General features: G+C 63.1%; 27 protein-coding genes and 1 tRNA gene. 21 read left to right on the forward strand and 7 right to left on the reverse strand.

Annotation, left to right across the window (positions count from 1 at the left end; translation table 11 throughout):
• Positions 1-5 precede the first annotated feature (5 nt).
• From NK214_RS12170 to NK214_RS12210, 9 genes are all read left to right on the forward strand, one after another.
• Positions 6-602, forward strand: coding sequence for a phage tail assembly chaperone (locus tag NK214_RS12170; RefSeq protein ID WP_253314615.1), 597 nt, complete (start codon positions 6-8; stop codon positions 600-602).
• The gene (locus NK214_RS12175; RefSeq protein ID WP_253314616.1) at positions 602-1,123 is read left to right on the forward strand and encodes a hypothetical protein; all 522 of its coding nucleotides are present in this window, start codon (positions 602-604) and stop codon (positions 1,121-1,123) included. Before NK214_RS12170 ends, NK214_RS12175 begins: the two co-directional genes overlap by 1 nt.
• Positions 1,124-1,196: 73 nt before the next feature.
• Positions 1,197-1,487 carry a hypothetical protein gene (locus NK214_RS12180; RefSeq protein WP_253314617.1) on the forward strand — a complete coding sequence of 97 codons (291 nt, stop codon included), beginning with the start codon at positions 1,197-1,199 and terminating at the stop codon, positions 1,485-1,487.
• A complete protein-coding gene (locus NK214_RS12185; protein ID WP_253314618.1) occupies positions 1,472-2,095 on the forward strand; it encodes a hypothetical protein in 624 nt (207 codons plus the stop codon). The genes NK214_RS12180 and NK214_RS12185 overlap by 16 nt, the downstream gene beginning before the upstream one ends.
• A complete protein-coding gene (locus tag NK214_RS12190) occupies positions 2,095-2,361 on the forward strand; it encodes a hypothetical protein (RefSeq protein ID WP_253314619.1) in 267 nt (88 codons plus the stop codon). The genes NK214_RS12185 and NK214_RS12190 overlap by 1 nt, the downstream gene beginning before the upstream one ends.
• A gap of 1 nt (position 2,362) precedes the next feature.
• Positions 2,363-3,634 carry a hypothetical protein gene (locus NK214_RS12195; protein WP_253314620.1) on the forward strand — a complete coding sequence of 424 codons (1,272 nt, stop codon included), beginning with the start codon at positions 2,363-2,365 and terminating at the stop codon, positions 3,632-3,634.
• A 56-nt stretch (positions 3,635-3,690) separates the two neighbouring features.
• The gene (locus NK214_RS12200; protein WP_253314621.1) at positions 3,691-4,245 is read left to right on the forward strand and encodes a deoxynucleotide monophosphate kinase; all 555 of its coding nucleotides are present in this window, start codon (positions 3,691-3,693) and stop codon (positions 4,243-4,245) included.
• Positions 4,242-4,793, forward strand: a complete 552-nt coding sequence (locus tag NK214_RS12205) for a hypothetical protein (protein ID WP_253314622.1) — start codon at positions 4,242-4,244, stop codon at positions 4,791-4,793. The genes NK214_RS12200 and NK214_RS12205 overlap by 4 nt, the downstream gene beginning before the upstream one ends.
• A gap of 395 nt (positions 4,794-5,188) precedes the next feature.
• Complete coding sequence (locus tag NK214_RS12210; protein WP_253314623.1) at positions 5,189-6,154, forward strand: Rha family transcriptional regulator; 966 nt, start codon at positions 5,189-5,191, stop codon at positions 6,152-6,154.
• Positions 6,155-6,575: 421 nt separating this feature from the next.
• Here the strand turns inward: NK214_RS12210 and NK214_RS12215 are convergent, their stop codons facing one another.
• From NK214_RS12215 to ispB, 4 genes are all read right to left on the reverse strand, one after another.
• Positions 6,576-6,836 (reverse strand): XRE family transcriptional regulator, encoded by a 261-nt coding sequence (locus tag NK214_RS12215; protein WP_253314624.1) that lies wholly within the window; start codon positions 6,834-6,836, stop codon positions 6,576-6,578.
• A 173-nt stretch (positions 6,837-7,009) separates the two neighbouring features.
• Positions 7,010-7,351 (reverse strand): helix-turn-helix domain-containing protein, encoded by a 342-nt coding sequence (locus NK214_RS12220; protein ID WP_253314625.1) that lies wholly within the window; start codon positions 7,349-7,351, stop codon positions 7,010-7,012.
• Positions 7,352-7,462: 111 nt separating this feature from the next.
• Positions 7,463-7,537 (reverse strand) — tRNA-Arg (locus tag NK214_RS12225).
• Between the two features lie 251 nt (positions 7,538-7,788).
• Positions 7,789-8,718: an octaprenyl diphosphate synthase gene (ispB, locus tag NK214_RS12230; RefSeq protein WP_199226037.1), complete on the reverse strand. Its 930-nt coding sequence runs from the start codon at positions 8,716-8,718 to the stop codon at positions 7,789-7,791.
• A gap of 230 nt (positions 8,719-8,948) precedes the next feature.
• Here ispB and rplU point away from each other — a divergent pair, with 230 nt between their 5' ends.
• The 3 genes from rplU (at position 8,949) to obgE (ending at position 10,841) form a co-directional block, all read left to right on the forward strand.
• The gene (gene rplU / locus NK214_RS12235) at positions 8,949-9,260 is read left to right on the forward strand and encodes a 50S ribosomal protein L21 (RefSeq protein ID WP_039753142.1); all 312 of its coding nucleotides are present in this window, start codon (positions 8,949-8,951) and stop codon (positions 9,258-9,260) included.
• A 12-nt stretch (positions 9,261-9,272) separates the two neighbouring features.
• Positions 9,273-9,548: a 50S ribosomal protein L27 gene (rpmA, locus tag NK214_RS12240; RefSeq protein ID WP_019099926.1), complete on the forward strand. Its 276-nt coding sequence runs from the start codon at positions 9,273-9,275 to the stop codon at positions 9,546-9,548.
• 132 nt (positions 9,549-9,680) lie between these two features.
• The gene (obgE, locus tag NK214_RS12245) at positions 9,681-10,841 is read left to right on the forward strand and encodes a GTPase ObgE (RefSeq protein WP_107800692.1); all 1,161 of its coding nucleotides are present in this window, start codon (positions 9,681-9,683) and stop codon (positions 10,839-10,841) included.
• Positions 10,842-11,002: 161 nt separating this feature from the next.
• Here obgE and NK214_RS12250 read toward each other — a convergent pair whose 3' ends face one another.
• A complete protein-coding gene (locus NK214_RS12250; RefSeq protein WP_253314626.1) occupies positions 11,003-12,226 on the reverse strand; it encodes an MFS transporter in 1,224 nt (407 codons plus the stop codon).
• A 111-nt stretch (positions 12,227-12,337) separates the two neighbouring features.
• Between NK214_RS12250 and NK214_RS12255 the strand changes: the two genes are divergently transcribed.
• The 5 genes from NK214_RS12255 to NK214_RS12275 all read left to right on the forward strand — a co-directional run bounded on the left by NK214_RS12255 (position 12,338) and on the right by NK214_RS12275 (position 16,574).
• Positions 12,338-12,784: a helix-turn-helix domain-containing protein gene (locus NK214_RS12255; protein ID WP_227105092.1), complete on the forward strand. Its 447-nt coding sequence runs from the start codon at positions 12,338-12,340 to the stop codon at positions 12,782-12,784.
• A 541-nt stretch (positions 12,785-13,325) separates the two neighbouring features.
• Positions 13,326-14,105 (forward strand): ABC transporter substrate-binding protein, encoded by a 780-nt coding sequence (locus NK214_RS12260; protein WP_107800689.1) that lies wholly within the window; start codon positions 13,326-13,328, stop codon positions 14,103-14,105.
• Positions 14,106-14,391: 286 nt separating this feature from the next.
• Complete coding sequence (locus tag NK214_RS12265) at positions 14,392-15,081, forward strand: ABC transporter permease (protein ID WP_107800688.1); 690 nt, start codon at positions 14,392-14,394, stop codon at positions 15,079-15,081.
• A complete protein-coding gene (locus NK214_RS12270) occupies positions 15,078-15,791 on the forward strand; it encodes an ABC transporter permease (protein ID WP_107800687.1) in 714 nt (237 codons plus the stop codon). Before NK214_RS12265 ends, NK214_RS12270 begins: the two co-directional genes overlap by 4 nt.
• A 15-nt stretch (positions 15,792-15,806) precedes the next feature.
• A complete protein-coding gene (locus NK214_RS12275; protein ID WP_107800686.1) occupies positions 15,807-16,574 on the forward strand; it encodes an ABC transporter ATP-binding protein in 768 nt (255 codons plus the stop codon).
• Between the two features lie 111 nt (positions 16,575-16,685).
• Here NK214_RS12275 and NK214_RS12280 read toward each other — a convergent pair whose 3' ends face one another.
• Both NK214_RS12280 and NK214_RS12285 read right to left on the reverse strand, forming a co-directional pair.
• A complete protein-coding gene (locus tag NK214_RS12280; protein ID WP_166453390.1) occupies positions 16,686-16,922 on the reverse strand; it encodes a DUF333 domain-containing protein in 237 nt (78 codons plus the stop codon).
• A gap of 18 nt (positions 16,923-16,940) precedes the next feature.
• The gene (locus NK214_RS12285) at positions 16,941-18,068 is read right to left on the reverse strand and encodes a succinylglutamate desuccinylase/aspartoacylase family protein (RefSeq protein WP_107800684.1); all 1,128 of its coding nucleotides are present in this window, start codon (positions 18,066-18,068) and stop codon (positions 16,941-16,943) included.
• Positions 18,069-18,222: 154 nt separating this feature from the next.
• Between NK214_RS12285 and NK214_RS12290 the strand changes: the two genes are divergently transcribed.
• From NK214_RS12290 to NK214_RS12305, 4 genes are all read left to right on the forward strand, one after another.
• On the forward strand, positions 18,223-19,500 hold the full coding sequence (locus NK214_RS12290) for a hypothetical protein (protein ID WP_227105088.1): 1,278 nt from the start codon (positions 18,223-18,225) through the stop codon (positions 19,498-19,500).
• Positions 19,500-20,264 carry a hypothetical protein gene (locus NK214_RS12295; protein ID WP_253314627.1) on the forward strand — a complete coding sequence of 255 codons (765 nt, stop codon included), beginning with the start codon at positions 19,500-19,502 and terminating at the stop codon, positions 20,262-20,264. Before NK214_RS12290 ends, NK214_RS12295 begins: the two co-directional genes overlap by 1 nt.
• Complete coding sequence (locus NK214_RS12300; protein WP_107800681.1) at positions 20,264-23,074, forward strand: ATP-binding protein; 2,811 nt, start codon at positions 20,264-20,266, stop codon at positions 23,072-23,074. Before NK214_RS12295 ends, NK214_RS12300 begins: the two co-directional genes overlap by 1 nt.
• Before the next feature lie 76 nt (positions 23,075-23,150).
• Positions 23,151-23,705 carry a transposase gene (locus NK214_RS12305; protein WP_253314628.1) on the forward strand — a complete coding sequence of 185 codons (555 nt, stop codon included), beginning with the start codon at positions 23,151-23,153 and terminating at the stop codon, positions 23,703-23,705.
• The last annotated feature ends 415 nt before the right edge of the window (positions 23,706-24,120 follow it).

Here is a 24,120-nt window from a genome sequence, read left to right on the forward strand (position 1 = left end):
TATTTATGAGCAAGTATTTCGCTGGATCAAGTGGTGGCTTCTATGACTCCGCCATCCATGGCGCTCTCATGCTGGCCGTAGTCGATCCGTCCTGGACACGTCCGACCATTAAAGAGCCAGACCCGAATTGGGTACAGCTGGCAGATGATTCCGAGGCCACCGCACCGATGATCGACGTGCCGGATATGTCGGTGACTGCACCTACTATCACCACCTCCAACCCGGCATGCCAGATTCCAGCCGACGCTGTGGAAATCACCGCAGAGCAGCACGCCGAGCTAATGGCTGCTCAGTCCGCGGGCAAAATCATCACCTCAGGCGCGAACGGCAACCCCATTGCCACCGACCCGCCACCGCCATCGACCGCCCAGCTTGCCGAACAGGCCCGGGCACAGCGTGATCGCCTGCTCGGCGATACCCAGTGGATAGTGCAGCGCCACCGCGATCAGATAGAGATCGGCACCACTACTACGTTGAGCGCAGACCAGTTCAATGAGCTTCAGGCCTACCGGCAGGCCCTGCGCGATGTACCGGCACAAAAAGGCTTCCCGGCATCTATCACCTGGCCGGCCGTGCCGGCATGCGCACAGGAGGTTGAATAATGCGCTGGCTCATTCTTGCTGTAATCAGCCTGTTGCTGACCGTGGTTTCCGTACTGGCTGCCCCGCTGCTGGTTCTGCTCGCCGGCGCCGACGGCAACCTGCCGCGCTGGTTGTCCTGGCTGCAGACCAGCGACGCGACGCTGGACGGTGACCAATACTGGCGCGATCCGGCTGCGCACCCGACCGTCAACCGGCTGCCGCGATACCTGCGCCGGTTGATCTGGATCTGGCGCAACCCGGGCGGTGGCTTCGATGAACGGGTCGCCGGTGTCACCGTCGACCGCACCATGGTGCGCCAGGTGCGTGGCAATCCCTGGATCAGCAACCAGCCGTATGCCCCCGGCTGGTGCTGGGCGCGCGTCGGGCCGGCCTGGATGCTGTATGTGGTCTGGCCGACGCTGCCCGGCCGCTGCTTGCGCCTGTATCTGGGCTGGAAGCTGATGGGTGCCGTCCAGCACCCCATCGAGCCCGACCGCGTGCCGATCGTGCTCACGTTCAACCCGATCATGCCACGCAACTAGGGCCGCATCTCGCGGCCCTTCGCCTTTATAACGCCCGCCGCTCGCGGGCGCTTTCATTTCTGGAGGTTCCCAAATGTTCAAACGCATGCACGACTACCGCGTCTATCTGCTGATCCTGCCGTTTACCCTCGCGCTGTTTGCGATCGACCGTGTTATCGCCGAAACCTGGCTGCAGCTGGGCCTGGCCCTGCCGGTGCTGGTCGGCGTCGCCCTGGTGCTGCGCAAGTCGCTGTTCCATGTCGATGTGTCCCAAGCTGGCGACATCGCCCTGCATTCTCCGGTCGGTGCTGCGCTCGTGGTGTTGGCCGACCGGCTGTTCATGGCGGCCGTGCTGATTGGCGGTGTGCTGTGGCTGCGGGGCTGAGCGCCGGCGCGCTTGCCCTGCTGCCGCTGCTGTCGGCGTCCATCGGGCAGTACTGGCCGGACATGCCGGCGCACTCGGTGCTGGCGGCACAGGTCGAGCAGGAAAGCGGCTGGCGCGTCAACGCCAAGCTGCACACCTCCCGCGAGCTCGGTGCCGGCCTGGGGCAGTTCACCAAGGCTTTCAACAAGGATGGCAGCGTGCGGTTTGACGCCATTGGCGAGATGACTGCCGCCCATCCGGAAGCGCTGCGCGGCTGGTCCTGGGCGACCGCCTACGCCCCGCGCTACCAACTGCCGGCCGTGGTGCTGAAAAACCGCGATGCCTACCGCCTGATCAAGTGGGCGTCTACCGACTACGACCGGCTGGCGATGATGGACGCCTCGCACAACTCGGGGCTGGGTTCCGTGATCCAGCGCCGGCGCAAGTGTGCCAACACGCCCGGCTGCGACCCGGGCCGCTGGTTCGGCCACCTCGAGCATAGCAGCACGCAATCGAAAACCCGCCGGGCCGGCTATGGCCAGTCGTTCGCCGAGATCACCAACACCCATGTGCGCAACGTGATGGTTGTCAGGCGACCGAAGTACCAGGCTTATTTCAAGGAAAAATAATGACCGCACACACCAAGTGCGCAGCGGCGGACGATGTGGTTGTCCTGCCGCGCGAGGAGTTCCGCGAGCTGCTGGCCGAGGCGGCACACCGTGGTGCCGAACAAGCGCTGAGAGAAGCCGGTGTTGATGCCGCAGTGCGGCTGGCCAAGCGTGTGGACGGCATCAGCGACAAGATCATCACCACTCTGGTAGCCGGCTTCGTTGGCGGCATCCTCGTGGCGATCTGGGCCGGCGTGACTGCGCTTGCGCGCTTGAAAGGGGGCTGATTTGGCGACCAAGATTAACGAAGCCGATTTCGTAGCCGCCTGGGTCGACCTCGGTAGCGCCTCCAAGGTGGCTAAGCGCCTCGGTATCACCGAGCGCGCCGTGCACGACCGTGCCGCCCGGCTGCGCGCCAAGGGCTACGAGCTGACCTGCGCCGATCCACGTTCGCCGAATCGCGGTGCCACTCCTGCGGCCAAGCGGCCAGTCGCGGCGGTCGAGCCCGCTACCCAAGTAGCCGATCCCGAGGTCAAGGCGCTCCGGGCGCAGTTGGCCGCCATGAAAGGCAACGAGCTCGACGCCGAGTATGTGAAGCGCAAGATCATCGGTCTGTCGCGCGCGCCAGTTGAGCCGCCTGATTGGCTGGTGCGGCGTGGGTTCGATGGCAAGGTGCTCGGGGTTCCGACGCTGTTCGCCTCCGATTGGCACTGGGCCGAGGTCGTCGATCCACAGCAGATCAACGGTGTGAACGAGTACAACCTCGCGATTGCGCACCGGCGCGCGCGCCGCATGATCGAGAAGACCGTGATGTTGCTGCGCGATTGTTTCGCGGGGGCCAAGTACCCGGGGATTGTGTTCGCGCTCGGCGGCGACATGGTCTCGGGCGATATCCATGACGAGCTCGCCGTCAGCAATGAGGTCGACATCATGCCCTGCGTGATCGACCTGATCGGCGTGCTCGCTTGGTGCATTCGCGCGCTGGCCGATGAGTTCGGACAGGTATTCGTGCCGTGTGTGTCCGGCAACCACGGCCGCAACACGGTCAAGATCCGCGCCAAGGGCAGAAACCATACCTCGTTCGACTGGCTGGCCTACTGCATGCTGGCGCGCGAGTTCGCCAATGACCCACGCGTTCACTTCCTGATCCCGGACGGCCCAGACGCCTACTACCGCGTTTACGGCACCCGCTATCTTCTGACGCACGGCGACCAGTTCCGTGGCGGTGACGGGATGATCGGCGCGCTCGGCCCGATCATCCGCGGCGACCACAAGAAGCGCTCTCGCGCTGGCCAGGTCGACATGGCCTACGACGTGCTGCTGCTCGGCCACTGGCACCAGTTGATTCAGCTGCAGCGGTTGATCGTCAACGGGTCGTTGAAGGGGTACGACGAATACGCCTACAGCAACAACTTTGGCTTCGAGCGCGCCCGCCAGGCGCTGTGGATCACCCATCCCGAGCACGGCATCACGTTTTCCATGGCAGTAAACGTCGACGACGACAGTGAGCGTGGTGGCGGTGCCGCTTCTGAATGGGTGAGCTTGCAGAAAGCCGCTTGATTGGACCGCGTTATAACCCAGCCCCGCTTCGGCGGGGCTTTTTTATGGAGCTGCGTATGCCGCAACTTCCCAATCTCCTGGCGCTCTGTGGTGCAGCCGGCGCCGGCAAGTCCACCATCGCCGCCGAACTGGTCGAGCGCCACGGTTATACCGTGATCAAGTTCGCCGGGCCGCTCAAGGACATGATGCGCGCCCTCGGCCTATCCGAGGATGAGATCGAAGGGCGCCTCAAAGAGGTTCCGTGCGAGTTGCTCGGCGGTGCCACGCCCCGGCATGCGATGCAGACGCTCGGTACCGAATGGGGCCGCCAGCTGATCCACGCCGATCTGTGGGTGAGCGCGTGGCGCCGCGCCGTTCAGCGGGTGTTGGCATCCGGTGGGCGCGTGGTGGTCGATGACTGCCGGTTCATCAACGAGCTGGGCGCGGTTCTGGAAATGAACGGCGCGGTCGTGCGCTTGGAGCGTGCCGGCTCTGGCACGGCCAGTGTGCACAGTTCCGAAACCGGCCTGTCTGGCATTGAGTTGCCGACCGTGACCAACGACGTCGCGCCGGCGCTGGTAGCGGAGCGCGTCCTATCGGTGAAGCGCTGGATGTCGGGAGGGGCGAAATGATCGATCTGCTCAGGCCGTACTTTGCGCTTATCCGTGCAACCTTGATCGTTGCGGCGCTGGTGGTGGCCTTCGCGGGCGGATGGCATTTTTCTAGCCTGGAGAGCGAGGCCGACCGGCTGAAACAGCAAAACGCTGCCGTCGCCGAAGCGCTGCAGCTTGAGCGCCGCGCCGCCTCCCTTGGTGCCGCCCTGGCGCAAGGTGAGCAAGTGCGCGCGAATGCGCGCGAGGTGAGAGCCCAAACCGTTACCAAGGAGGTCGTGCGATATGTTGAAAGGGAAAAAGCCCGCGCTGCTGCTGGCAAGCCTGTCGTTGTGCTCGATGCTGACTGGGTGCGCGGGCACGACCTCGCTGCCACCCCGCCCGATCTTGTCGACGCCGGCGCCGTTCCTGCTGGAGAAGCCGGGACAGCTACGGCCGGTGAAGCACTCGAAGCCGTCAGCGCCAACTACGACCAGTGCTACCGCTGGCGCGACCAGGTGATCGGCTGGCAGAGCTGGTGGCGCGTGCAGCCGCATGACAGGGCGCCTGCTCCGGTTCAGCAAGACTGAGGATGTACGGTAGGCCCAGGTTCCTGGGCTTTATTTTTGCTCATCTATTCACAAAAAGTGATAAACGAGATCAGGGCAGCTCCGCGCCCCGATACTCACAAAAAGTGATAACTTGGATTGACAGCCTATTCACTTTTCCTCTACGGTTCGGCATAGGTGCTGAACACACCTTTCGTAGGCGGATATCCGCTCCCGTAAGACTAGCGGTTTTTTTGCGTCCATATGTTTTGATTGTCCTGCTTTGTCCGGGCAATGCTAGCTTATGGCCGGGTGGCGCGCAGCTATACAACACTCCCGCGAGGGGGAAAATCTGCGGGCGGCCCTACGACCGTGTTCAAGCACCTGGCCGCCCCTCTGAACAGGGGGCGATCTTGAACGAATCGTAGGAGGCCATCATGCCTGAATCCCTTAACCTCAATCCTCAAGAGCTGATTCTTGTTCACAACAACGAACTGCGCACCACTTCTCTGAAAGTGGCTGATGCATTTGGAAGGCTGCACAAGAACATCATTCAGCGCATCGAAAGCCTTGATTGTTCGAAAGAATTTGCATCGGCTAACTTTTCAGCCCATGTTCAATTAATCGAAATAGGCCGAGGTGCCAAGCGCGAGTCCAAATATTACGAAATGACCAAGGATGGTTTTATGTTCTTGGTCATGGGCTTTACGGGTGCCCAGGCCGCGCGCATCAAGGAGGCGTACATCAATGCCTTCAACTGGATGGCCAAGCAGCTGTTTGGCCCGGTGGCTGGCTCCGGTTTAAAAAATGGGGATGTGGCGGTGTCGGCGCGCGGCCTTGAGTCCTTGCGCTTGACCTTAAATGACTTCCGCGCAAGCGCTCTTCGGGTCAGCGAGACGATGATTTCCCAGATGCCCTGGCCGCGCCGCGGTGAGGCGCTCTCGCTTTGGACCTATGCCCATGAGTTGCCGCTTTCCTGGTTGCAGCTGGGGCATGATAAATCTTCCGGGGTGAGTGCTGTGCAGTTGTCGTCGGGCCAGGCTAAGGCGCTTAAGCCCTTGGACCGGTGGCCAAAGTCCCCCACCGCAACAGCCCGCTGGCTCATGGCCACTACCGGTCGCTCGGTAGGCAAGCCTGCCGCCAGTTCGGTACCGGCGATAGGAGTGCGCTCGGAATACATGGCAGTTCGAGAAAAAGTGCTCGCCTGGCTCTCGGGGATTGAGCAGCCCATCACGGCCAGGGATGTGGCAATGCATGCCTTGGGTCTTTCCCCAGGGCAGGTGTCGGCTGGTGATCTGATTCGGGTTGGTCGCGTGCTTAGGTCCGCTCGTTGGCGTCACTCGCATATCGATGTGGATGGTAAGTACGTAAGGGTGTATCACCCGCCCCGTAGGTTTGAATAACGGCATAGACCGCTTAGCGCTGTAATCGGCGCAGAGGAGGAAGAGCTGGGCCTTCACGCCCAGCAAGAAAGGGCCCTTGCGGGCCTTTTCTTCATCAATTTCCATTTGGTGGTGCGCTCGACTGCTCCATCTTGGCAGATTCAAATCGGATCGCCCCGCCGACGACTTGGAGGAAGTAGAGCGCCATTTCTCCATTTAGCGTGGCCCCCGTGGTTCTGTCGGCGATCAGGGAGCATTGCCCATCCAGTAGGCAAATGAGGTTTTGCATTGTGTCGGAGGAAGAGCCCCCGATCAGAGGGTTTAGGCTGTTGGCAATATTGCGCGATAGTTGAGAGAGCGGCATTTTTGTTCGTCTTTTGCTGTATGACGGATACAGCTTAGCGTGCTGGGCAAGATGCCGCACGAGCGCCGCCCTAAAGTTTTACTGGCCTTTTTTGGCGAATTCCTTGGCCGTCATCAGCAAAACAGTGAGCTGGTAGTTGGAGAGTTGTGGCACCAGTGTGCGCAGCTCGTGAACGATTTCGTCGCGAGTTTCGGAGCGATCTCCGTGCACCAGGTGATCAACCGTCACATCTAAAAATGTCGCCAGACTTGCCAAGTGATTGTTTCTAGGCATTGTTGTTTTGAGCCAACCGTAGACAGTCGGTTCCGTCACCGCACATGCAAATGCTATTTCTTCCACGGTGACGCCGCGCCTTTCTTTCAGGCGCCGTACCCGTTCTGCAAACGTCTCCACCCGTGAAGGGTAAGAAAGAATTTAGGCGCCGGCAAGGCGCAAACTATAGGTTCTTCTAAAGTTTGCTTTATAAAACGATGTAACGTGGTTACAACACTGGTATAAATGACAATTGACAGTCATTTAGAATTTCTAAATGACAAAATCAAACGAAATATTTCAGCCAGTTCATCGTCGCTCTTGCAGGCTAGTTGGCGCGCCAGGTCCTCTGGTGATTCAGCGGCGACGTAGACGTTTCCTGGGGGCGGCGCAGCTTCACGGGGGCCTCTACCAGTTTCGAGCCATATTGGGTTCACGTTCAGCGCCTTGGCGATATCAACAAGCCGCGTTGTAGCACGACTGCGCCCGATCTCGATACTTGCGATGGTTGTGGCACCGACGCCAGCCTTTCTGGCAAGGCTTCGTTGTGTCCAGTTTCGCTTTTCCCGCTCGGTTCTGAGCCTGGTCCCTAGAGTTTCCATTCAGGGATTCTGCGGGAATGTTTGTGCGCAACGGTGCTCATGCTGCTGCGAAATGCGTTCAATATTCGGGCAATAAAAAAGCCCTCGCATTGATGCGAGGGCTATTGATTGTGGCGCTCCCGACAGGAATCGAACCTGTATCTGCCGCTTAGGAGGCGGCCGTTCTATCCGTTGAACTACGGTAGCGGTGCTATGGAAGTGCTACTTGATTTTTTATGCCGATCATAACGGCATGTATTTTATACAAAATCTTATCCAGTCAATCCCTTTAACTACGGAGACGCTGTGAAAAGCTTGATTCAAAAATCATTAAAAGGCTCGCGAGCTAGAGCGAGACAAGGCGAAAACGGCTGAAGAAGCGGAATGTACATACGGTACATGAGCATTCTGAAGACGTTTTCAACGCGGTATCGCTGACGCGCAGCAGACTTTTGTCCTTAGGCGCTGCGGTCCACCGACAGGCGGGCCAACTCCACCAAGGCCTGACGGGTGTCCGATTCCGGAATCGGCGCCAGCGCGGCCACGGCCTGTTCGGCCACCTTGACCGCTTCCGCCCGGGCGTAGTCCAGCGCGCCGCAGGATTGTACCGCAGCCAGCACGTCCTGGAAACGATCGCGGCTGGCGTGTTCCAGCGCGTCGCGCACGGTGGCGGAGGCTTCCGGGCCGCCGTTGCGCATGGTGTAGATCAAGGGCAGGGTCGGCTTGCCTTCGGCCAGATCGTCGCCCAGGCTCTTGCCTATGGTGTCGGCGTCGCCGCTGTAATCCAGCACGTCGTCGATGATCTGGAAAGCGGTGCCCAGGTACATGCCGTATTCGGCCATCGCCTGCGCCTGTTCGGCGCTGGCGCCGGCGCTGAGCGCGCCCACGCGGGCGGAGGCTTCAAACAGCTTGGCGGTCTTGTACTTGATCACGCGCAGGTATTCGTCTTCGGTGACGTCGGTGTTGCCGATATTGAGTAGCTGCAGCACCTCGCCCTCGGCGATGATGTTGGTGGCTTCCGCCATCACCGCCAGGATGTCCATATTGCGGGTGGTCACCATCATCTGGAAGGCGCGGGTGTAGAGGAAGTCCCCCACCAGCACGCTGGCGGCGTTGCCGAACAGCGCATTGGCGGTTTCGCGGCCGCGGCGCAGGTCGGATTCGTCCACCACGTCGTCGTGCAGCAAGGTGGCGGTGTGGATGAATTCGATCATCGCCGCCAGCTCGTGCAATTGTTCGCCGCCGTGACCCAGCGCGCGGCCGGACAGCAGCGTCAACACCGGGCGCAGGCGTTTGCCGCCGGCGGAAATGATGTATTCCGCTACCTGGCGGATCAGGACGACGTCGGAGTGCAGCCGGGCGCGGATGACGCGGTCTACGGCCTGCATGTCGTCGGCTATCAGTGTACGGAAAAGCGGGGTGGACACGATTTCAACCAGTTATTTGAGATGGGTACGCCAAAGGCTGGAATGTTACCAGAAAAGCCCCTCCAGCCGCCACGGGGCGTACTCCTTAGGACTAAGTCGATGAAATCATTGACAAGTTGACGGGGTGTCCGTATAGTTTCGCGTTCTCCCGCAATAGGCGGCGAGATTTTTATATTCAGGAGCTCATGCGAATGTATGCGGTCATAAAAACCGGCGGCAAGCAGTACAAAGTTGTCGTTGGTGAAAAACTCAAAGTAGAACAGATACCTGCAGACGTCGACAGCCAGATCGTACTTGAAGAAGTGCTGATGATTGCTGACGGTGAACAGGTTGTTGTAGGCGCCCCGATGATTGCCGGCGCCACTGTTAAGGCCACCGTTGTTTCCCACGGTCGTGGCGACAAGATCCGCATCTTCAAGATGCGTCGTCGCAAGCACTACCAGAAACATCAGGGTCATCGTCAAAACTTCACCGAAATCCGCATCGACGCGATTTCGAAGTAAGGATAAACAGTCATGGCACACAAAAAAGCAGGCGGTAGCTCCCGCAACGGTCGTGACTCCGAAGCCAAACGCCTGGGCGTTAAGGTTTACGGCAGCGAACTGATTCCGGCAGGTTCCATTATCGTGCGTCAGCGCGGCACCCGCTTCCACGCAGGTGAAAACGTTGGTCAGGGCAAGGATCACACCTTGTTCGCCAAGGTTGACGGTTACGTTGAATTCACCATTAAAGGTGCAATGAAGCGCAAGATCGTTAATGTGGTTCCGTACACCGGCGTAGACGGCGAATAATTTTTCGCTTTCTAGTGACCGAGAAAGCCCTATCCTGCGATAGGGCTTTTTTCATACCCTGAGGGGCAAGGCGTGAGGGTGGCCGCGAGTCCATCCTGACCCCTGACTCCTCGCAAGACAGAGGTTGAAAACATGAAATTTATCGATGAAGCCCGCATTGAAGTGTTCGCGGGACGCGGCGGCAACGGCGTGGCCAGTTTCCGTCGCGAGAAGTTCGTGCCCTTCGGCGGCCCGGATGGCGGCGACGGCGGCAAGGGCGGCAGCGTGTACGCGGTGGCGGACGAGAACGTCAACACCCTGGTGGAGTTCCGCTTCGTCAAGAAATACCTGGCCGAACACGGCGAGCGCGGCCGCGGCGCCGATTGCTACGGCAAGGGCGGCGACGACATCGACCTGAAAATGCCGGTGGGCACGGTGATCACCGACCATGACACCGGCGAGCTGGTGGCGGACCTGACCCATCACGGCCAGCGCATCATGATTGCGCGCGGCGGCAAGGGCGGCCTGGGCAATATCCATTTCAAATCCTCCACCAACCGCGCGCCGCGTCAGTGCACGCCGGGCGAGCAGGGCGAGCAGCGCACGCTGAAGCTGGAGCTGAAAGTGCTGGCCGACGTGGGCCTGCTGGGCATGCCCAACGCCGGCAAGTCCACCTTCATCCGCGCGGTGTCGGCGGCGCGTCCCAAGGTGGCGGATTATCCGTTCACCACGCTGCACCCCAATCTGGGCGTGGTGCGCATGGACGATACCCGCAGCTTCGTGATCGCCGACATTCCCGGCCTGATCGAAGGCGCGGCGGAAGGCGCCGGCCTGGGCCACCGCTTCCTCAAGCATTTGCAGCGCACCGGCTTGTTGCTGCACGTGGTGGACGTGGCGCCGTTCGATCCCGACGTGGACCCGGTGCGCGAGGCGCGCGCCATCGTCGAGGAACTGAAGAAGTACGACGACGAACTGCACGGCAAGCCGCGCTGGCTGGTGTTGAACAAGGTGGACATGCTGCCGCCGGACGAACGCGAGCTGACGGTGTCCGCCTTCCTCAAGGCCTACGGCTGGCCGGAAGAGCAGCCGGACGACCGTTTCGGCTTCGATCTCAAGGCGCCGCGCGTGTTCAGCATTTCCGCGCTGAACCACGAAGGCACCCGCGAGCTGACCTTCGCCATCATGTCCTATCTGGACGTGGTGCGCGCGGAGCAGCGCAAGCAGGTGGAAGAGGCGCAGCAGCAAGCCGCCGCCGCGCGTCAGACCATGATTACTCCGGATGCGGCGATGCATCAGGACACGACGGAAGAATAAGCGCCTGTTTACGGTCTGCTGGGCGTCGAGAGATGTGACGCGGTGAGTGCGTTTTCGCCTTGTCTCGTTCTAACCCGCTAGACTTTGGGTGGGTTCTTTCATCCAGGCGCCGGCATCCACGGCAAGCAAGAAGGCCAGTCTCGCGACTGGCCTTTTTCATTTCAGTCCGCCGCCGCGGGGGTGACGCCGCGCGTCGCCCACCAGAACAGCAGGGCCAGCAGGCTGACGGCGGCGCCCAGCAAGCATACGGCTTGCCAGCCGGCATGGGCGTAGGCCGCCGTTGCGCCGATGGCGCCCAGCCCGCTGCCAACGGCGTAGAACAGCATGTAAAGGCCCACCAGCCGGCTATGGGCTGCTGGCCGGGCGCGGAAAATCAGGCTCTGGTTGGTGACGTGCAGCGCCTGGCCGCCCAGGTCCAGCAGCACGATGCCGATCAGCAGCGCGCCCAGCGATTGCTGCATCAGCGACAGCGGCCACCAGGCCAGCAGCAATAAAGCCAGCGCCGCCGCGCTGGTGCGCTGGCCATGTCCGCCGTCGGCCCAGCGTCCGGCGCGGGCGGCGGCCAGCGCGCCTATCGCGCCCGCCAGGCCGAAGGCGCCGATGGCGGTGCGGGAGTAGCCGTGGGGCGGCGCGCTCAAAGGCAGGGCCAGCGCGCTCCAGAAGACGTTGAAGGCGGCGAACATCAGCAGCGCCAGCATGCCGCGCGCTTGCAGCGTTTTTTCCCGCCGCAGCAAGTCCAGCATGGAGGCCAGCAGCGCCGGGTAGCGCATCGCGTTCGCGGCGACGGGGAGCGGCGGCAAGCGCCGCCACAGCGGCAGCGCAATCGCCAGCATCAGCCCGGCGGCGGCGAGGTAGACGCCGCGCCAGCCGGCTAGGTCGCTGACGGCGCCGGAGAACGCCCGCGCCAGCAGCAGGCCGATGAAGACGCCGCTTTGCGCCGCGCCGACGACGCGCCCTTGCTCATGCGGCGCGGCGGTGCTGGCCGCGTAGGCGATCAGCCCCTGCGTCATCGCCGTGCCCAGCAGTCCGACCGCGAGCATGCCGGCCAGCAGCGCCGGGGTGGAGCGGGCCATGGCCACCGCCGTCAGCGCGGCGGCCAGCGCCAGCAGTTGCGCCGCCATCAGGCGGCGGCGCTCCAGCAGATCGCCCAGCGGCACCAGCAGCAGCAGGGCCAGCGCGCAGCCTATCTGGGTGGCGGTGATCACGCCGCCCACCGCCGCCTGGCGGATGGAAAAGTCCCGGGCCAGCGCGTCCAGCAGGGGTTGAGCGTAATAGACGTTGGCCACGCTCAGGCCGCTGGCGGCGGCGAACAGCCATACCAGGCCGGCGGGCGTGTTCGCTGGCTTGTGTTTCAAGAGTGGCGATGGGGCGTGCCTGGCGTTCATGGTTCCGAGTCCGTTCAATCTGGTTGCAAAATGAAACCGATTGAATGCTAGGGCAGGTGGTTTTAAAATGCAACTGATTGATCCCGCCGCCGCAGAACCCAAGGAGAGCCCATGACGCGCCACAACACCATGAATCAGGAGCCATGTCCGGTGGCGCGCAGCGTCGACGTGATCGGGGATCGCTGGTCCTTGTTGATCGTGCGCGACGCCTTCGACGGCGTGCGCCGCTTCGGCGATTTCCAGCGCGGCCTGGGCATGGCCCGCAACATCCTGTCCGACCGGCTGCGCAAGCTGGTGGACGCCGAGGTGCTCGCCACCCAGGCGGCCTCGGACGGCTCCGCTTACCAGGAGTATGTGTTGACGGCCAAGGGGGAAAGCCTGTTCGCGGTGGTGCTGGCCTTGCGCCAGTGGGGCGAAGGGCATTTGTTCGAGGCGGGCGAAGGCCATTCGCTGTTGATAGACAAGCGGACCGGCCAGCCCGTGCCCTTGATGTCGCCCAGGGACGCGGACGGCGTCGAACTGGCGCCCGAGGCCACCGAGGTGCGCAAGCTGGCCTGAGCCGATCAGCCGAGACAAAGACGGAGCCGCAGTGCAGCCATGCGCTGGACCGGCGCTTGTTCCTTCCCGCATTCTTCAGGGCTGCGGCCCATTACCCTTCCCGCGTTCTTCCCGGTACGCCTTGTCCTTGTCTGCCATTTGAACAGCCCCTTCGGCGAAGGGAAGTAGATTGTTCATATGAAGACTTTTTCATTTGCAGGTACACCCATTCCGATACCAAGCGTTACTTGAGTGGGTGTCTGGATGTTGTATTTTGTCCTCAACAAGCCGCAAATTCGCCCTGGCGCTGAAATACCAAGTCATTAATTTTCCATGACGGCATGACGTAAGCTTAGATAAGAGCGGCGTGGGCGGCGGGCGGCGGAGACGGTATAGACAAATTGCTCTATTTATATAACATGAAGCGCTCAGCCCCCACGGGGGCGATGCCGGATCAGAGGGCGAAAAGCCCCGTGCGCTTTAACTTGTGAAATGCATATGCCCGGCTGTCGGCTCGGGATTTTCACCGTTGGCTGTAGATGAAGTCTATGAGGAGAAGCAAATGAAGAAAGCATTGGCTGTGATGGCTTTGGGTCTGATGACCGCGTCTATCGGCGCATGGGCCAAGGATTGGAAGGAAGTCCGCTTCGGGGTGGACGCCAGTTACGCGCCGTTTGAATCCAAGGCGCCCAACGGCCAGCTGGTGGGCTTCGACATCGATCTGGGCAATGAAATCTGTAAGCGCCTGAAAGCCAAGTGCGTGTGGGTGGAAAACGATTTCGACGGCATGATCCCGGCTTTGAAAGCCAAGAAGTTCGACGGCGTGCTGTCCTCGATGTCGGTGACCGAAGCCCGGATGAAGGAAATCAGCTTCTCCGCCAAATTGTTCAACACGCCTACCCGCATGGTGGCCAAGACCGGTTCCGGCCTGATGCCGACTCCGGCTTCGCTGAAGGGCAAGCGCGTGGGCGTGGAGCAAGGCACCATCCAGGAAGCCTACGCCAAGAAACACTGGGCGCCGGCCGGCGTGGAAGTGGTGCCTTATCAGAACCAGACCCAAGTGCTGTCCGACCTGGGGGCCGGCCGTCTGGACGCCTCGTTGCAAGACGCGGTGCAGGCGGATGAAGGCTTCCTGAAGAAGCCGGAAGGCAAGGGCTTCGCCTTTGCCGGCAAAGAGCTGGTTGACCCGCAGACCCTGGGCGAAGGCGCCGCCATCGGTTTGCGCAAGGAAGACAAGGAACTGAAGGCCGATATCGACAAGGCCATCGCCGGCATGCTCAAAGACGGCACCTACAAGAAGCTTGAAAAGAAATACTTCAACTTCGACGTTTACGGCAAGTAAACGGCAAGGGCCCGTTCAAGCATGCAAGGCCGCCGCGCGGCAGGCTTTGAACGGGCTCTAAGAGTGTGTTTACGATCTTGCGAGCCAGAGTCCTCATCGCCTAAGGCGTCCACGACGCGCCGCGGATCGTAAACATGTTCTAAGCCGCAAGCCGCCGACAAAACCGCTGCATTGGAACCCGCAGCGCCTCCGTGGCCGGAGTGGGCCATCCGTTTTGTCGGCGGCTCGTCTTTTGCGCAAGTCAGGGCCGGTTCGGCGCGCGCCGCCGCCCTGAAAGGGGAAGAGCATGTTTTTGCATGGATTCGGTTCCATTATCTGGGACGGCACGCTGGTGACGCTGGAGTTGGCGGTGTTGTCATTGTTGCTGGCCTTCCTCATCGGCCTTATCGGGGCCGGGGCCAAGCTGTCCAGCAATCCCTTGCTGAGCGGCGTGTCCACCTTGTACACCACGCTGATTCGCGGCGTGCCGGATCTGGTGCTGATGCTGCTGATTTTTTACAGCCTGCAGATCGGCATCAATCATCTGACCGAATGGCAGGGCATGGAACGGATTGACCTCAATCCCTTCGTGTCCGGCGTGGTGACCCTGGGCTTCATCTACGGCGCTTATTTCACCGAAACGCTGCGCGGCGCCTTCATCTCCGTGCCCAAGGGCCAGCTGGAAGCCGGCACCGCTTACGGCATGAGCCATTGGCAGGTGTTTTCCCGCGTCCAGTTCCCGCAGATGATGCGTTTCGCGTTGCCCGGCATTTCCAATAACTGGCAGGTGATGCTGAAAGCCACCGCCCTGGTGTCCATCATCGGCCTGACCGACGTGGTCAAAGTGTCGATAGACGCCGGCAAGAGCACTTACAAAGTGTTCTTCTTCACCCTGGTGGCCGGGGCGATCTATCTGCTGCTCACCACGGTGTCCAACTTCGTGTTGATGTGGCTGGAACGCCGTTATTCCATGGGCGTGCGGGAGGCCGAGCTATGATAGACATCATTCAGCAATACTGGCGTCCCTTCCTGTGGTCGGACGGCTACCATTTGTCCGGCCTCGCCGTCACCATGTGGCTGCTGGTGCTGTCCATCGCCTTCGGCTTCATCGTGTCCATCCCGCTGGCGGTGGCGCGGGTGTCCAAGGTCAAATGGCTGGCGCGCAGCGTCTGGTTTTACACCTATGTGTTCCGCGGCACGCCGCTCTACGTGCAGCTGCTGTTCTTCTACACCGGCATGTACAGCCTGGACGTGGTGCGGGAAGTGGGCTTCCTCAACCACTTCTTCCGGGAAGGCTACAACTGCACCATCCTGGCGTTCGCGCTCAACACCTGCGCTTACACCACCGAGATCTTCGCCGGCGCGATCAAGGCCACCCCTTACGGCGAAATCGAGGCCGGGCGCGCCTACGGCATGAGCAAGTTCACTCTTTACCGAAGAGTGATCATTCCGTCCGCGCTGCGCCGCGCGCTGCCGGCGTACAGCAATGAAGTGATCCTGATGCTGCACGCCACCACCGTGGCCTTCACCGCCACCGTGCCGGACATTCTGAAAGTGGCGCGCGACGTCAACGCCGCCACCTATGACTCCTTCAACGCCTTCGGCCTGGCCGCCTTGATCTATCTGGGCGTCACCTTCATCCTGGTGGGCCTGTTCCGCAAGGCCGAGACCAGATGGCTGGCTTATTTGCAGCCGGCGAAAACCTGAGAAACGGACTAGAAGATGGACAAGCTGAATATCCAGAACATCTATAAGAGCTACGGCAGCCACGAAGTGCTCAAGGGCGTTTCGCTGACCGCCAAGGCCGGCGACGTGATCAGCATCATCGGCTCATCCGGCTCCGGCAAAAGCACCTTTCTGCGTTGCATCAACTTCCTGGAAAAACCGAATCAGGGCAGCATCAGCCTCAATGGCGAGCCCATCCGCCTGGCCGCCACCAAGAACGGCGAACTGACGCCGGCGGACCAGAAGCAATTGCAGGGCATGCGCACCAAGCTGGCCATGGTGTTCCAGCACTTCAATCTGTGGGCGCACATGACGGTGCTGGAAAACGTCATCGAGGCGCCGGTGCACGTGCTGGGGATTTCCAAGGAGGAGGCCACCCAGCGCGCGGTCAAATACCTGCGCAAAGTGGGCCTGGACGAACGCGCGCAGGACAAGTACCCGGCGCATCTGTCCGGCGGTCAGCAACAGCGGGTGGCGATTGCGCGCGCGCTGGCGATGGAGCCGGAAGTGATGCTGTTCGACGAACCCACCTCGGCGCTGGACCCGGAGCTGGTGGGCGAGGTGCTGAAAGTGATGCAGGCCTTGGCCGAGGAGGGCCGCACCATGATCGTGGTCACCCACGAGATGGGCTTTGCCCGCAATGTGTCCAATCACGTGATGTTCCTGCACCAGGGACGGGTGGAGGAGGAGGGCTGCCCGGACGAGGTGTTCGGCAACACCAAGAGCGAGCGCTTGAAGGCCTTCCTGTCGGGCAGTCTGAAGTAAGCCTAGCCCGGCCCCGCTGAAGAAAGAGCAAACCCGCCGGCGCGCGATGGCCGGCGGGTTTGATTTTTGTGGATAAGTTTGAGTTTGGCCGTTGGTTGTGGATAAGCCGGTTTACTGGGGATGATCGGCGCGGAACAGCGTCCATTCCTCCACCGTACGGCCGTCCGGCAGCTGGCACAGCGCGTACTCATTGCCCTGGGCGTCTTTTTGCGGCAACAGCTTGCCGCCCTTTTCCCCGCAATACACGGAGGCCGGATTGGCCATGCCCACCGCGGGGCGCTCCGGCGGCTTGGTCTGGCTGCAGGCGCTCAGGCCCAAGAGCGCGGCGGCGCATATCAAGATTCTCATGCGGTTTCCCTTTCAGTATCAGGCCGACAACAGCTTGCCGGATTTGAAGGCCTCGCGGCTGGCCACCTTGGCCAGCGACAGGCCGGTGGTGGTGTAGGTGCGGGCGCTGGTGGCGTACAACATGCCGGGGCGGTTGGCGCGGATCTCGCTGCAGCGGTCGCCTATCGGGTCTATCACCTCGGCCAGCAGTTCGCCGCTGGCCACCTCGCTGCCCGGTTGGGCGTGGTAGACCACCACGCCGGCGTGCGGCGCGTACAGGTTTTCCGAGCCGGCCAGCGGCGTGGCGGGGAAGGGCAGTTCCGGCTGCGGCGGCGCGGCTTCGGCGATCACGCCGCGGTGGCGCAGGAAGTTGAGGATGCCTTCCGCGTCCCGGCGCGCGTAATCGTGATGGACGTCGATTTCGCCGCGCAGTTCCACCGTCACCGCCAGGCAGGCCATGTCGATCTGGACGTCCAGGCCCTCGGCCGCCGCCAGGTCGCGCAGCTGCCACCACAGCTGGCCGCAGGCTTCGTCGAAGGGATGGTCGCCGGAATCGGTGGCCAGCAAGGTGGCGCAAGCGCCCAGGTAGCGCGACAGCGGCTCGCACTGTTCCCACAGCGGGGTGCCGGTGTACAGGTGCAGGCCGGCGCGGCAGTCGCAATGCAGATCCAGCACCACGTCGGCGTCGAAAGCCAGCTTCATCAGCGTGTGGCGCAGCGATTGCAGCTCGCTGTCGGCGCGCAGCGCGCCCAATTGCTGGCGCGCCTCCGCGCGGATCAAGGCGGTGTTGGCCTTGCCGTCGCGGCCCAACTGCGCTTTCACCGCCTCGAAAATGGGCTCGGACAGCACGGGGTAATAGCGGTTGAAGTTCTGGCCGCTTTGCAAGTCGAAACGCCCCAGCGGCTTCTCGCTCTGGTTCTGGTTCAGGCCTATGGGGTTGGCCACCGGCACCAGGATCACCTCGCCGCGCAGCAGGCCGGCGGCGTCCAGCCGCTGCAAGCCTTGCTTCAAATGCCAGGCGGTCAGCATGCCGGGCAGCTCGTCGGCGTGCAGGCTGGCCTGGATATAGATTTTCTGGCCGCTTTGCGGCACGCCGAAATGGAAGCTGGTCAGGTCGCGCTGGCTGCCCAGGCTGGGCGACAGCAAGGGCTGGCGGTGGGTGTACATGGGTTCTCCTCTTGCGGTGTGCGGCTCTGTCGTCGAATCTTATGCCAAACCGGCCCGGGCAAGATAGGGCCGCCGAGCGGACATGCGTTGACGAACGAGCATGCCCCCCGGACAATCATGGCTTTTGCCATTCCACGCCCGCGCGCGTGGTGGAGTGCCTTTGGATTCTCTCTCCGACTTCTTCCAGCCCGGCATCGAGCCCGCCTCCTTGCAGGCGGTGTCGCGCCTGACCGGCGCCTGGCCTTATCTCGCCGTCTTCGTCACCCTGTTCCGCGGCGGCGACGAAGAAGTGCTGATGCGGCTGCTGGTGTTGCGGGAACTGGGCGGCCGCGCCGAAGCGCCGCTATGGACGCCGCAGGAAATCGCCCAGCGTTTCGCCTATCTGAACGACACCAAGCTGGCCACCATCCTGGGCCGGCTGCGCGAAGGCGGCCTGCTGGTCTACGACAGCGACGGCGGCGTTTACCAGCTGTCCGAGGGCGCGCGCGTCGCGCTGGCGGCGCTGGCCACCATGGTGGATTTCGCCGGCGACGACGTGGAGCTGGGCTATCTGACCAGCCAGGTGGCCGCCGGCCAGGCGGTGGGCCAGGTCTCCGACGAAGCGCTCAAACACCTGCTGGCGCGCCTGAACGAGCTGTACGCGGAATTTGAAGAAGCGCTGGAATCGCAGTCGGAGTTCCGCATCCGCGCCGCCCAGCACCGCCTGGAAGCGGTATGGCGCTGGGTGGCCAAATCCACCGAGGTGGTCAAGAGCCTGACCCAGGACGACACGCTGAGCCTGCTGGTGCTCAACCAGGCCCAGGCCATCGCGCTGGCGCAAAGCCGCATGCTGGCGCTGGCCGGCACGTTTGAGCGCCGGCTGGCGCAACTGGCCGCGCAGCGCGTGCATCTGGGCGGCTCCGGCCTGACCTCCACCGACATCGCCGACTGGCTGCGCCGCATGGCGGCCGGCCAGCTGGCGCACAAGCTGGACGCCTGTCTGTCCATCGCCCCCGAGCCCGCCTTCCTGTCCACGCCGGAGCTGGCCGACGTGGCCGAATTCGAACTGCTGGCGCGCGAGCGCGCCAAGGCCGGCTCCATGACGCTGCCGGGCGGAGAAGCCGCGCCGCTGGCCGACGCGCCGGAAATGGAGCGCCTGCTGGAGGCCGAGGCCATGTACGACGCCTTGCTGGAACTGGGCATGTCCGGCGCGGCCGACGCCCACATCAGCCAGGCGGTGCTGGCCGACAGCTACAACGAAACCGCCTATCGGCTGTCGCTGCTGTCCCTGATCGGGGATCCGGAAACCAGCAACGACCAAAGCATCGTCGCCGCGCTGGCCAAGCTGCCGTTCAGTCTGCAAGGCGGCGAGAGCGTGATCGAGCCGGACCACCCGGAAGTGGCGTCGCTGTCCGACGCGCGACTGGTGGCCGCGGCCCAAAAAGGTTCTTAATGGAAACAGAAATCAAAACCCTGACCGCCCGTCTGCTGGCGCATCGGGTGGTGCCGCGCGGCGACGCGCTGGCGAAGAAGGCGCTGCTGGACGACAGCTTCCGCCTGGAGTTGGACAAGAGCCTGGCGGCCGTCGGCCTGCGCCTGGTGGAGAACCCCTACGCCGAACACCTCGCCGTGGCCTTGCTGCCGGAAATGACCGAACCGGTGTTCGGCTCCGGCGACGCCTGGCTCAACAATAATCTGGGCCTGCCGCGCGACGGCGTGGCGCTGCTGGTCATCCTGTGGTCCTTGATCATCCTGCCCAAGCGCGAACGCCAGATCGCCCGCGTGGAAGCCGGCAAGGAAAACCAGAGCGATATGTTCGGCGCGCAAAAGCCGCTGGAAACCGGCGAGGCCGTGTCCACCGGCGTGTCCGAGGACGCGCTCTACGCGGACTTCGGCAAGGCGCTGGGCGGCCGCACCCGCTTCAACGCCAACCTGGGCCGCCTGGTCAACCTGGGCTTCATCGTGCGCCGCAACCGCTGGCTGGACGAAGGGCCGATGCTGGACCTGATGATCGACTACGCCCAGCTGGCGCCGCGCATCATCGAAGGCGCGCTGGCCGACGTGCTGCTGCGCCGCGAAGGCCGCGACGCGCTGGCTGACAAGCGCGCGGAAGCGGCCGAGGACGGCCTGGACGCCGCCGCGGAGGCGGACGACTCCGCCGGCCCGCTGTTTGACCTGCCGCCGGACGAGGACGCGGCCCACGAGGAGATGCGCTGATGTTCCAGATGAAATCGGTGGAAATGGTGCACTGGGACTTCTGGCAGCGGCTGACCGTGCCGCTGGACGCGCAGATCGTCACCATCATCGGCCCCAACGGCTCCGGCAAGACCACCTTGCTGGACGCGATGCGCACCCTGCTGGCGATCAAATGCTCGGGCAAGCGCGATTACAAGCGCTACGTTCGCAACAATAAGGAACCCTTCGCCTACCTGCGCGGCGTGGTGGACAATCCGCGCCGCCCCAGCGGCGGTCTGTATCCGACCCCCTTCTTCCCCATCGTCGCGGACGCCGTCACCCTGCTGTGCCGGGTCAAGAAACAGGGCGGGGACTGGGTGCGCCACTACGCCATCCTGGACGGCGACGTGCCGCTGGAGCTGGCCGAAGGCCAGGCCCAATGGATGGGCGTGCAGGAATACCGCCGCCGTCTGGAAATGGCCGGCCTGACCCCGGCGGTGGCCGAAGTGCTGGCGCTGGAACAGGGCGATACCGACAAGCTCACCGAATACAGCCCGCGCCAACTGCTGGACCTGGTGTTCCAGGTCTTCGGCGACAAGGACGTGCTGGACAACTACCAGCGCGCCCGCGACGAGCAGCGCGCCACCGAGCTGGAGCTGGAATCGCTGAGCCGTCAGGAAGAAGCGCTGCAGACGCGGGTGGAAACCATGAAGACCCGCGCCAACCGCTATCTGGAATGGCGGCAGCTGCAAACCGGCATCGCCCGGCTGCGCGACGAGGCGCTGCCGGTGCTGGCCTATCTGGACGCCAAGTCCGCGCTCGGCAATGTCTGGAAAAACTACCGCGGCAACTTCCACACGCTGAACCAGGCCCAGGGTGAGCACGCCGACACTCTGCAACTGGTGGCCAAGCTCAAGGCGGCGGAAGTGGCCGCCGACGCCTCGCGCAAGGCGGCTGAAACCGCCCGCGTCGGCGCGCAGGAAGCCTTTATGGCGGCCAAGGGCGAACACGCCGGCGTGGCCGGCCAGCTCAAGGAACGGGACCGGCTGCAAGCCTTGGCCAGCAAGGAATACGGCGCCGACGCCGCCCAACTGGCCGACAAGCTCTCCGCCTTGCGCGGCGAAGCCGAGCAATTGAAAGACGGCCTGCGCGAACTGAAAAAGCAGCGCCAGGACAGCTCCCAGCACCTGGAGGCGCTGGAGATAGGCCGCGGCCGCGCGCCGGAAGACGTGCGCCAGTTCAAGGCCGCGCTGGACGAGGCCGGCATCGGCCACCTGATGTTGTCCGACATCGTGGAAGTGCTGGACCCCAACTGGCAGGCGGCGGTGGAAGCGCTGTTGCGCGGCTATCGCCACGTGGTGCTGCTGGAGCGCGAATCCGACCGGCGCGAAGCCTGGCGCATCGGCGAGAAACTGCGCTACCGCCACTTCGTGGTGCCGGAGCGCAGCAGCCCGCCGCGCGCCAACGCCGGCAGCCTGATGGAAGTGGTGCGCTTCTCCGCCGACGCGCCGGAATGGCTGTATCGGCAATTGAACAGCGTCAGCCGCGTCGACGACGCCGAGCAGGGCGCCGACGTCAGCGGCGACTGGATCACCCGCGACGGCTACTTCCGCGAACGCCGCGGCGCGCGCCACATCGGCGTACCGGCGCATGAGTTCGCCTTCGGCGAAGCCGCCCGCCAATCGCGGCTGCTGGCGGTGCGCGAGGCATTGAAAGCGCTGAACACCCGCATCCTGGCCGATGAAGAACGGCTGGTGGCCGCCACGCGCGAAGCCGCCGGCCTGGCCGAATACCTGGGCGGCATGGACGCCATCCGCCAGCTGGACAGCCGCGCCGAAGAGTTCGCCGCGCTGGAAACGCGCAAGCAGGGGTTGGAAAGCGAAATCGCCCGCCTGGGTGCGGCGCTGGGCCTCGTCAGCGCGGAGAAGGAAGCCGCCGACCAACGCTACAGCGACGCAAGGCTGGCGCACGACCGCGTCTGCCAGCGCGAACAGGACAGCCTGGCCGCCTTCCGCCAAAAACAGCAGGAAGTGGAGCAGGCGCGCCGCCAGGTGCGCCGCCTGCTGTCCGAGCTGCGCGAATGGGCGGAGCGCTTGCCCGATGCGGCGCTGGCGGCGGATAACGTCGCGGCGCTCGAAAGCGAGTTCGACACCGCCGCCGACGCCAAGCACCAGCTCAATTACTTGGAAGAGCGGCTGCAAAGCGGAGACTGGGAGCAGGACGAAGCCGTGTTGGCCCTGAAGGACAAACTGGTGGAAGACCTGACCGGCCTGGACCGCGAGCGTCAGCGCCGCCAGAGCGAAGTGGACCGCTCGCGCGAACTCACCGACGAAGCGCGCGCCGCCTATATGGGCAAGCTGCGCGCCACCGTCCGCGTCTACGGTCAGAACGTCAAGCGCCTGGGCGAACTGGCCGGCATCCAGGTGGAAGTGGAACTGCCGCAGCTGTCCAACGACGACGCGGCGCTGGCCCAGGCCGGCCTGGTGCTCAAGTTCAACTTCGACCAGAAGGGCCTGATGGGCATGAACGACGGCGAAGCCTCCGGCGGCCAGCAGGTGATGAAGTCGCTGATCCTGCTGATCGGCCTGATGATGGACGAGTCCAACCCGTCCGGCTTCGTCTTCATCGACGAGCCGTTCGCCCACCTGGACATCTTCAACATCGACCGCGTCGCCGGCTTCCTCAAAGCCACCGAGGCGCAGTACCTGATCACCACGCCCAACACCCACAACATCAATATCTTCGCGCCGTCGGAGCTGACGCTGGCCACCCGCAAGAAGCGGCCGGGAGAGCAATGGGCGCCGCCCATCCTGCAAACCCGCCGCCGCGCGGACGGCGGCGAACCGGCTTGAGCAGACTGCGCAGCCGCCCCTAGGGGCGGCTTTTGCTTGTTAGCATGGACAGACCCTAGCTCTGTCAGGAGAGCCCATGTCCAATTATCGACGCGACCGCAGCGCCGGCGGCAGCTGGTTCTTCACCGTCAACTTGGCTGATAGGCGACAGCGTTTGCTGCTCGATCATGTTGAGGCCCTGCGTGAAGCTTTCCGTTACACCTTGCGCCGCCATCCCTTCCGGGTTGAGGCCATCGTGATCATGCCCGACCACCTGCATACGGTGTGGACTCTGCCGGTTGCTGACGTGGATTACCCTCTGCGTTGGCGTTTGATCAAAACCATGTTTACCCGATCATTGCCGGCGGTAGAGCGGATCTCCGCTTCGCGCCGTGGCAAGGGCGAGCGACATGTTTGGCAGCGGCGTTATTGGGAGCACCGTTTGCGGGATGAGCAAGACTTTGCCCGCCATATCGATTACATCCACAACAACCCGCTCAAACATGGCTACGTCTCCGCACTTGCGGACTGGCCATGGTCTTCCTTCCATCGTTACGTGAGGCATGGCGTGTTGCCGGAAGATTGGGCCGGGGGAGATGGCGAGGGCGCCGAGTTTGGGGAGCGGGGGGATTCGATCACAAGGAGTGAGTAGATAGACCCAGCTTCCGTATGGTTGCGCTCCATCCTCGCCACTACGATCGGCGCGTAGGGTGGGAGGAGCCGCAGGCGATGCCCGCCAATGATCCGCAATCAAACAGGCCGGCGTCGTCGAGCATGTTTCCGCGTGGGTATCGCTTCGCTCCACCCACCCTACGGCGAGCGGTGCGTAGGGAGGGAGGAGCCGCAGGCGGTGCCCGCCAATGATCGGTAATCAAACAGGCCGGCGATGTTGAGCGCGTTTCCGCGTGGGTATCGCTTCGCTCCGCCCACCCTACGGCGAGCGGTGCGTAGGGAGGGAGGAGCCGCAGGCGATGCCCGCCAATGATCGGTAATCAAACAGGCCGGCGATGTTGAGCGCGTTTCCGCGTGGGTATCGCTTCGCTCCACCCACCCTACGGCGAGCGGCG

The sequence above is a fragment of the Chromobacterium sp. S0633 genome, assembly GCF_024158805.1.
In the GTDB taxonomy this organism is placed as follows: Bacteria; Pseudomonadota; Gammaproteobacteria; order Burkholderiales; family Chromobacteriaceae; genus Chromobacterium.

Bases quoted from the DNA above. Each gene is read 5' to 3' on its own strand.
- NK214_RS12170 (WP_253314615.1), top strand. From the start codon at position 6: ATGAGCAAGTATTTCGCTGGATCAAGTGGTGGCTTCTATGACTCCGCC.
- NK214_RS12175 (WP_253314616.1), top strand. From the start codon at position 602: ATGCGCTGGCTCATTCTTGCTGTAATCAGCCTGTTGCTGACCGTGGTT.
- NK214_RS12180 (WP_253314617.1), top strand. From the start codon at position 1,197: ATGTTCAAACGCATGCACGACTACCGCGTCTATCTGCTGATCCTGCCG.
- NK214_RS12190 (WP_253314619.1), top strand. From the start codon at position 2,095: ATGACCGCACACACCAAGTGCGCAGCGGCGGACGATGTGGTTGTCCTG.
- NK214_RS12200 (WP_253314621.1), top strand. From the start codon at position 3,691: ATGCCGCAACTTCCCAATCTCCTGGCGCTCTGTGGTGCAGCCGGCGCC.
- NK214_RS12205 (WP_253314622.1), top strand. From the start codon at position 4,242: ATGATCGATCTGCTCAGGCCGTACTTTGCGCTTATCCGTGCAACCTTG.
- NK214_RS12210 (WP_253314623.1), top strand. From the start codon at position 5,189: ATGCCTGAATCCCTTAACCTCAATCCTCAAGAGCTGATTCTTGTTCAC.
- NK214_RS12220 (WP_253314625.1), bottom strand. From the start codon at position 7,351: ATGGAAACTCTAGGGACCAGGCTCAGAACCGAGCGGGAAAAGCGAAAC.
- ispB (WP_199226037.1), bottom strand. From the start codon at position 8,718: ATGCAGGCCGTAGACCGCGTCATCCGCGCCCGGCTGCACTCCGACGTC.
- rplU (WP_039753142.1), top strand. From the start codon at position 8,949: ATGTATGCGGTCATAAAAACCGGCGGCAAGCAGTACAAAGTTGTCGTT.
- rpmA (WP_019099926.1), top strand. From the start codon at position 9,273: ATGGCACACAAAAAAGCAGGCGGTAGCTCCCGCAACGGTCGTGACTCC.
- obgE (WP_107800692.1), top strand. From the start codon at position 9,681: ATGAAATTTATCGATGAAGCCCGCATTGAAGTGTTCGCGGGACGCGGC.
- NK214_RS12250 (WP_253314626.1), bottom strand. From the start codon at position 12,226: ATGAACGCCAGGCACGCCCCATCGCCACTCTTGAAACACAAGCCAGCG.
- NK214_RS12255 (WP_227105092.1), top strand. From the start codon at position 12,338: ATGACGCGCCACAACACCATGAATCAGGAGCCATGTCCGGTGGCGCGC.
- NK214_RS12260 (WP_107800689.1), top strand. From the start codon at position 13,326: ATGAAGAAAGCATTGGCTGTGATGGCTTTGGGTCTGATGACCGCGTCT.
- NK214_RS12265 (WP_107800688.1), top strand. From the start codon at position 14,392: ATGTTTTTGCATGGATTCGGTTCCATTATCTGGGACGGCACGCTGGTG.
- NK214_RS12270 (WP_107800687.1), top strand. From the start codon at position 15,078: ATGATAGACATCATTCAGCAATACTGGCGTCCCTTCCTGTGGTCGGAC.
- NK214_RS12275 (WP_107800686.1), top strand. From the start codon at position 15,807: ATGGACAAGCTGAATATCCAGAACATCTATAAGAGCTACGGCAGCCAC.
- NK214_RS12280 (WP_166453390.1), bottom strand. From the start codon at position 16,922: ATGAGAATCTTGATATGCGCCGCCGCGCTCTTGGGCCTGAGCGCCTGC.
- NK214_RS12285 (WP_107800684.1), bottom strand. From the start codon at position 18,068: ATGTACACCCACCGCCAGCCCTTGCTGTCGCCCAGCCTGGGCAGCCAG.
- NK214_RS12295 (WP_253314627.1), top strand. From the start codon at position 19,500: ATGGAAACAGAAATCAAAACCCTGACCGCCCGTCTGCTGGCGCATCGG.
- NK214_RS12300 (WP_107800681.1), top strand. From the start codon at position 20,264: ATGTTCCAGATGAAATCGGTGGAAATGGTGCACTGGGACTTCTGGCAG.
- NK214_RS12305 (WP_253314628.1), top strand. From the start codon at position 23,151: ATGTCCAATTATCGACGCGACCGCAGCGCCGGCGGCAGCTGGTTCTTC.